Here is an 8,818-nt window from a genome sequence, read left to right on the forward strand (position 1 = left end):
GTTATTTTCAAAAAAGCTTTTTCTAAACCAAAATTATTTACAGCTTTTGTAAAAGATATGCTAGGGATTGATATAGAAATCGATAAAGTCGAGACAGAAAAATCCTTCTCTCCTATTATCGGAAAAGTTGATAGCAAATTTGACCTCTTTGCAGAGGATAAAAAAAATAGAATCATTGTCGATATTCAACATAAACGATATGCTGACCACTATGATAGATTTTTACATTATCACTCTATTGCTCTAGTTGAACAGATAAAAAACTCCTATGATTATCATGCTTCAATGAGAGTTTACACAATCGTTGTCTTAACTTCAGGGGATAAACATAAAAAAGATATATTGATTACTGACTTTAGACCACAAGATTTACAAGGGAATTATGTATCTGAAACACCTCACAAGATTTTATATCTCTGCCCAAAATATCTAAATGATGAGACTCCTAAAGCTTATAGAGAGTGGTTGATGGCTATTGAGGATAGTTTGGATAAAGAGATGAATAGAGATGACTATAAAAATGAGATTATCCAAGAGGTCATTAATGAGATAGAGAGTGATAATATCACTCCCAAAGAGAGAGCGAGAATGATAGATGAGTATTCGGATGAGAAATATTTGAAAAAAGAGAGAAAAAAGGCTAAAAAAGAGAGAGAGATTGAGATAGCCAAAAATCTATTGGATATTTTAGATATTGAAATTATAGCTCTAAAAACAGGTTTGAGTGTTGAAGAGATAAAGAAATTTAAATAGGATAATTCTAGGGGTAGAGTTTCTGCCCTTTTTGTTTTGATGAGACTAAAGTCATCACTTCCGATAAACATCACAATAACTTTTAACCTCTAAGAAGAAACTAAAAACATCCAAACACACCCCAAAACAGATAAAAATATTTCTATCTTTAAGTCCCAAATTTAATACAAAATAATCAAAAAAAAATAATCTTTAGATTTTTATTCGATTTTTTTTCACTATACTATCTCCATCTATCAAAACAATTTTGAAATTGTAAGATTAGCAGAGCGAGGTGTTAAGTGACCAGAGAGGTCAATCTTAACGATACATTTCCACGGATAGCGTGGAAATGAGAAAATTATGTTTTAAAAATTAAAACAAAAAACCATCAAGGAGTTTATAGATGAGGATTTTAAAAAAAAGAAAATTGATGTCTAATGTATTAAAGGCACTAAAGTTGCAGGTAGCTCCTAACAAAACCTTTATAGGAAAAGTCCAAAAAGGATTTGATTTCTTAGGTTTGCATATCAATACAACAGGTGTTGCAGCTTCTTTAGCTTCCATCAAGAAACGAGATAAAAAAATTTCTTGGCTTTATGAGCAAAGTGCGACTACTAATCGCATCAAGAGCTATCTCAAGCGTTGGAGCCGTTGGGTTGCGTTTAGTTTTTTAGTCATTGGTTATGTTGCTCCCGCGTCTGCTGAGCCGTGTGGGTATTATAAGATACATGAAATGGACGATGGTACAACGTCTTTCCAGTGCAAAGATTATTCAGGTGTAATTGATGCTTCCGTTACTGTGCCGAAAATCGGCACGGGTGGGTATCTCGGGAAACCTACTTTTTACTTCGCCCACTATTGCAGTGACCGTCAGGATCCGTCGTCTTGTCATTCTGACTATATGCCCAATGTGGTGACCGAGGGGGAAACTTATGTTTTCATAAATGATCGCCTCGGAATGGATGAGTATTTTTCGGTTAATTTCTCTGGTGGTAAGTTTATAAATATGAAGGAATACATCTTTACTACCCCTGATTATATTGCTCCATCTGGTTATAGTGTGAACTTTGCTTCAGACCCGGTAAATTTTGGCAATAAAGCTTCCGTTGCATTTAGTTTTACAGGTGCTGAAATTGGAACAACCTATGAGTATAGTATTGATGATAACTATCGGAGGACGGATCCCGTGACTGGTTCAGCTACTGTTCAAAGTACTACAGAGGCTGTAACAAATATTGATGTTTCAGGTTTGGATGATGATACATTGACTTTGAGAGCTGCTTTGATAGACCCAGCTGGGAATGAGGGAATTTACGAAAGAGATACCGTTGAAAAAGATACCGTATTACCAGTAGTTACCGAGAATACAGCTATTGCCTATCGTTCCGGAGAAAACACACCTGATTATATTTTTAATACTTCGGAGTCTGGAACACTGACTATGGGTGGAAGATGTGGCACTTCAAGCTCTACAACACTAAGACGTGGTACAAGAGTTGTTACCGTGACGCTAACACAACCAGATAATAGCACTGCTTTGGCTGATGGAACTTATAATGATTGTACTATTACCGTTACCGATGCAGTAGGTAATGTAAACTCTCCATTGCTCATTTCAAGCTTTACAGTAGATGCAACTACTCCAACGGCTATTTTTGACCCTCTAAGTGGTAGTACAACACATGCAGGTAATGCTAATTTGACCATTACATTTGATGAAGTGATTAGGACCGGTGGTAATGTATGGATTACAGATGCGAATGTGGCAAGTTTGATTACTTTGACCCAAACAGATAGTAGTGGTACAGCCGTTGACTTTACAGCAACCATAGATTCAGCTAAAAAAATAATAACCATTAATCCAATAGAGAATTTAATAGATGATGAAGCCTACCAGTTGTCTTATCGTGGTGTGCAGGATACGACAGGGAATAGAAAAAATGAAGATATAACATTCACGGTAGCACCTGATACGACTGCACCAACAGTTGTTAGTTTTTCACCAAATGATGGAAACAGTTCTACTCCAATTGATAGTAATCTTACCATTGTTTTTGATAAGAATGTTCAAAAAGGAACTGGAGATATTGTAATCAAGCGTGACAGTGATGATAGTATTGTTGAAGAGATAGATATACCAGGAGATAGAGTTACTATATCTAATAATACAGTAACGATTGACCCAACTGATGATTTTGATTTTAATACAAAATATTATGTTACGATTGATGGTGGAGTTATAAAAGACAAAGCTAATACTCCAAATAACTATGCAGGTATTACAACGAAAGGTGATTGGGATTTTACAACATTTGCTAAACTCTCTTTGAGCAGTTTGGAGAGTGCAAATATCACATACACAGAGGGCGATGGAAATGTATCTATAACTTCACTAATAACTGTTCTAAATCCAAGTGATGAAGATATAGTAGGTGCAAAAGTTGCGATAAGTAATAACTTTATAAGTAGTGAAGATGTTTTACACTTTACAGACCAAAATGGGATTAGTGGAGATTTTAATAGCTTAACAGGTCTCTTAAGTTTGAGTGGAACAGCTGATATAAGTGACTATCAGACGGCTCTTAGGAGTATAACTTATAAGAATAGTAATACGGAAAATCCAAATGCGACCAATAGAGTTTTAAATTTGAATATCACAGATAGTAAAGCTACCTCTACAACTGTTCAAAGAACCATAGAGATAACAGCAACTAATGATGCTCCTACGCTCAATCCAATAGCAAATATCACTAAAAATGCGAACTTTAATGGTTTTAATATTAGCTTAATTGGAGTTAATGATGTGGAGATGGATGATTTGAATATCAGTTTTGAGACTAATGATACAAGCATCATCCAACTCTCTAAAAATTGGGATAACAGTATGGGCTATGCTAACTATTTTGGAGGTGAGTTTAATTTAACTGTATCATCAGAAGCCAATCAGAGTGGAGTTACAGAGGTAAATCTTACTATTAGTGATGGTGTAGCTACTATTTATAGAGAGTTTAATATCACAGTTATGGATACGATACCTGATAGTTTTAACTTTACAGATAAAACAGCTCAAGCTAGGTCAACTGTGATAGAGTCAAATAGTGTAGAAATCAAGGGGATTGATAATGATACTCCTATCTCTATAACAGATGGAGAGTATAGCATCAATGGAGGAGCTTGGACAGATGCCAATGGAACAGTTGACAGTAATGACAATGTTACCGTTAGATTAACAAGCTCTAGCTCTTATAGTACAACTTCGACTGCTACTTTGAAAATTGGAGATACTACAGAGAGCTTTTCGGTGATAACGGAGTCTGCACCATATGTAGCCCCTGAAGAGGAGCCAACAGCAGAGACACCATCAAATGATACTATTATTGGTGGAGATGGAGATAAAGATGAGACTACAGCTAAATTTGATGAGAGTATGGATGTGAATATTGATAAGACAGATGATATTACAACAGCAACTATGCAGGTAGAGGATAAAAAAATAGCAGTAGCAGTCCATGATAGTGGAACGATGGAAGGGAAGATAGAGTCAACAGACAAAGATGGAAATCTTGTTGCCTCCTCAATCAAAGTAGCTATACCAAAAAGTGAAACCTCGGTTGATGCCAAAGGGAATATGCATACTACAGTAGAGACAGATAGTGGTGCAACCATAAAAAGTACACTGGCTATTGATGGTTCGGTAAAACAAGAGATCAGAACAAAAAATGGGGTAACAGTAACCACCTCAGCCATTCCTGGCTCCAAGGTAGAGATAGATAAAGAGGGGAATGTGCAGACCACTTCAACAGTTGAGAAAAATGGAGTAATCTACAAAGCAGTAGCAACAACAGATGCAGATGGTAAAACCCAAACTAAGTTTGTCCAAATCGATGTGGCAACAGGAGAAGAGAAAGAGATTAAATCAACAAAAACCCCATACAGTGCTGGAAGTACAACAGAGATAATGGAACTTAATGATCTGATTTATATTAAGACCACAACACCACTAGATGGTGCGTTAGTTATAGATTAGGAGATAAGATAAAAAAGATAGGTATAGATCTTGACTGTACCGTTTCTCCAAAAATTGAGAATTATATAGAGTTGCAAAAAGGTGAACTATCTCTACCTCTTTAGCTAGAGGTATTTCACAAGTGTTGCAAGTAAACCATCTCCCACCCCCAAAAAACAAGCACAACCTTTTGCAGTTTTAACCCTTTGTCTATATAGTTTTGTACTAACTCATCTTTTTCATAATCATTAAGTTGAGTTTCGGCATCTTGGACTAAACTATCTATCTTTCTTTGGGTTGGTCTCTTTTTACCTCGTTTAATGTATTTGAATTCTAGCAATCCTACGAACTCAACATAAGGATTGAAGGGTTTGAGTAGAATATCAGCAAACCCTTTGTTTAACTCATTTTCACTTTTTATGACATAATAAGGGGTCAAAGAGAGATAGGCTAGAAACATAGATTTAACAGTCTGTTCATTGTAGATATAATCTCTGATACCTGTGTTCTCTTTTATCATTTTGGCTAAATATTTGAATACTTCTAAATCACCATGCAAGGCAAACTCAGCCAATAAATCAGATAGCTTATCTATGTTTATCTCAAAAACCTTTTCAAGCTCCAACGCATCTATCAAAAAATCTATATCTATCCGTTTGACTGTCTCATTTGGGATTTTGAGATTTAGTTTTAGTTGTCTATCTTTTATGGTCACCAATCCCAGATAGAACATAAAAGATTTAAAGTTATTCTCTTTTTGCAGATTCAAAGCACTAAAATCTTGAACTAGATTACTAATTGAGATACTCTCTCCACCAATTAATGTTTGCAGAGCAGTAAAATTTCCATTTAGTTTTTTATTGGTATAGATAATGCTTCTAAGTTTAGAGTAGTCACTTCGTACATTTATATCTATCATCTCTCTAGGCAGTTTGTAGTGAACTATAAATTTATCTATAAAATATAAAATCATATCAGTATTGTAAATCGCTTCTGTGGTATCTTCACTAAAAATATAGTTGTTGTACCACTCTTGGAGCAGTAATTTATCTACTTTTTCTTCTATACCAAATGCTTTAAGCGTCATCTCTAGCTCATTTTGATTAAATCCCATTAGATTATGAAATCTACTATCTAATGATATATTTTTTCCAATATTAAACCCACTCGTTACATCATACATCGTCATAGGTGTCACCCCTGTGATAAACATTCGTTTTATCGGAGCGTTATTTCCAGAAGTTCCTGCTTTTAGCATGGTAAAAAACTGTTTGAATGAGGCTGTTTTTTTTGAGACGATATTGAGGTAGTCTTCTCTGTTGTTGAGGAGTAGTTTATTGGCGAAATTGTCATATTCGTCTATCAAAACATAGAGTTTGAGTTGGTGTTTTTTGATATAATCAAATATATCTTTAAACATAGATATTGGATTCTTATTATCAAACTGAATATCTAAGTTGTATCTATCTACAAAACTTCTAAGTGTTACCTGTACATCATATCTAAAACTCTCCTCCACATCATAAATATCAATGGCACTAAAATCAAATCTCAAAACCAAATAGCTACTCGCCTCTTTTGTTCTATTATTTAATATATAGGTATCTTTAAAAATAGTCTCAAACTCATCTTTGAAATAGAGGTCATAATAAGCTTCTAAGATTGCAATAAATAGAGATTTCCCAAATCGTCTAGGTCGCAGAAACATCAAATATCTACTACCATAATTTTCTATTTTGGGAATATAGTCTGTTTTATCTATAAAAAAGTAATCTTCCTCTTTGAGTAGTTTAAAATTGCTTATGCCGTAGGGTATCTTTTTCATTTTTCATTCCTTAGTAAAAATTATAACTAAATTCAGACAGAGAGACAAGCAAAATAGAAACATCTTTCAACCCCAAACAACAAACTCAAAACACCAAAACACACCCCAAAACAGATAAAAATATTTCTTCCTTTAAAGTCAAAAATTAATGCAAAATAATCAAAAAAAAATAATCTTTAGATTTTTATTCGATTTTTTTTCATTATACTATCTCTATCTATCAAAACAATTTAGAAATTGTAAGATTAGCAGAGCGAGGTGTTTTGGAAGTTAGGATAAGTGAGAATAGAAAAAGTTTATTTTCATCACTTCCATAAAATTCTAAAATTCATATACATTCCTACCGAGGACAGATAGGAACAATAACAAGGAGAATAGTAACATGAAGAGATTGAGTATATATCTTTTACTGCTTGGCTTACTTAGCGTAAGTGCATCAGCAAAAACAGATTTGGGAAACGGCTTTTGGCTTGAAGATAATGGAGTGACGGTTACTTGTGATAGTGCTACTGTAGAGGAAAATTCTACTGCGACACATAATAGTAAACTGTTTACCAAGATAGATAAGGAAACTTTCTATAAAGGAAGTGTTTCTGCTACCAATGCTTGTACCTCAGGGATTAATAATATGGAGGATTGGTTTGCGTCAAAAAGTACATTTAATGAAGATATATCACATTGGGATACCAGCAGTGTCACCGATATGAGTTCTATGTTTTCTGGTGCTACTACCTTTAATCAACCCATTGGTGATTGGAATATCAGTAGTGTCACCAATATGGGGTTTATGTTTAAGAAGGCCAGTGCCTTTAACCAGCGCCTTGGTGATTGGGATACCAGCAGTGTCACCACTATGGGTAGTATGTTTTATATAGCCAGTGCCTTTAACCAGCCCATTGATGATTGGAATACCAGCAGTGTCGGCGCTATGTATAATATGTTTAATAAAGCCAGTGCCTTTAATCAGTCCATTGGTAATTGGGATACCAGCAGTGTCACCGATATGAGTTCTATGTTTGAAAATACCAATACCTTTAACCAGCCCATTGGTGATTGGGATACCAGCAGTGTCACCAATATGAGTTCTATATTTCTTAATGCCAGTTCCTTTAATCAGCCCATTGGTGATTGGGATACCAGCAGTGTCACCAATATGAGTACTATATTTCTTAATGCCAGTGTCTTTACTCAGTCCATTGATAATTGGGATACTAGCAGTGTCACCAATATGATTGCCATGTTTTATAATGCCACTACCTTTAATCAACCCATTGGTGATTGGAATATCAGTAGTGTCACCGATATGAAGTTTATGTTTTTTGGTGCTAGTGACTTTAATCAGCCCATTAGTGATTGGAATACCAGCAGTGTCACCGATATGAATAATACATTTTCTGGTGCCACTGCCTTTAACCAATCTCTAAAGACTTGGAATGTTACACAAATTAACTCTGAGCCTGATAACTTTAAAACAGGTGCAGCATTTGAAAACGATGCAGACAAACAACCAATTTGGGGTACAACAGGTTATCATCCAGTGAGGGTCACCAATGTCACCTCTAGCAAAACAGACGGTACATACGGAGTAGGAGATACAATAGCCATAACCGTAACATTTGATAAGGGTGTAACAGTGACAGGAACTCCTCAACTTACTCTTGAAACAGGTACTACTGATAGTATAGTAGATTATACAAGTGGGACAGGAACCAATACACTAACATTTAGCTATACTGTACAAGCAGGAGATACAAGTGATGATTTAGATTATGTAGCTACCAATTCACTAATTCTAAATGGTGGAACAATTGAAGATAGTGATAGTGCAGGAGATGATGCAATTTTAATACTTCCATCTCCAGGGGCAACAGGTTCACTCAGGGCTAATAAAGCTTTAGTGATTGATGAAATTACACCAACACCAACACCGACACCGACACCAACACCGACACCGACACCTACACCAACACCAACACCGACACCAACACCAACACCAACACCTACACCAACACCTACACCTGAACCTACTATCTCTTCTGGTGGAGATGGAGAAGATGAAGGGACTACAGCTAGATTTGATGATAATATAGATGTGGATGTTGATAAAACAGAAGATACCACAACAGCAACTATGGCGATAGATGATAAAAAAGTAGAAGTAGCTGTTCATGATAGTGGAACGATGGAAGGGAAGATAGAGTTTGAAGATAAAGATGGAAATCCTGTGACCTCCACCGTCAAAATAGAGTCAA

4 protein-coding genes are annotated in these 8,818 nt (G+C 35.4%); 3 read left to right on the top strand and 1 reads right to left on the bottom strand.

Annotated elements, in window-relative coordinates; all coding sequences use genetic code 11:
* Both GSY74_RS08800 and GSY74_RS08805 read left to right on the top strand, forming a co-directional pair.
* Window positions 1-753: PD-(D/E)XK nuclease family transposase (locus GSY74_RS08800; RefSeq protein WP_164664735.1), on the top strand; the 753-nt coding region annotated here is incomplete at its 5' end.
* 385 nt (window positions 754-1,138) lie between these two features.
* Window positions 1,139-4,762 (top strand): Ig-like domain-containing protein, encoded by a 3,624-nt coding sequence (locus tag GSY74_RS08805; RefSeq protein ID WP_164664736.1) that lies wholly within the window; start codon window positions 1,139-1,141, stop codon window positions 4,760-4,762.
* Between the two features lie 115 nt (window positions 4,763-4,877).
* Here GSY74_RS08805 and GSY74_RS08810 read toward each other — a convergent pair whose 3' ends face one another.
* Entirely contained in the window at window positions 4,878-6,566 is a 1,689-nt protein-coding gene (locus GSY74_RS08810; protein ID WP_164664737.1) for an AAA family ATPase, read from the bottom strand.
* A gap of 382 nt (window positions 6,567-6,948) precedes the next feature.
* On the opposite strand from GSY74_RS08810, the gene GSY74_RS08815 reads away from it, so the two are divergent.
* A partial coding sequence (locus GSY74_RS08815) for a BspA family leucine-rich repeat surface protein (RefSeq protein WP_164664738.1) occupies window positions 6,949-8,818 on the top strand: 1,870 nt, incomplete at its 3' end.

The organism is Sulfurovum sp. bin170 (genome assembly GCF_010892395.1).
Classification (GTDB): domain Bacteria; phylum Campylobacterota; class Campylobacteria; order Campylobacterales; family Sulfurovaceae; genus UBA1140.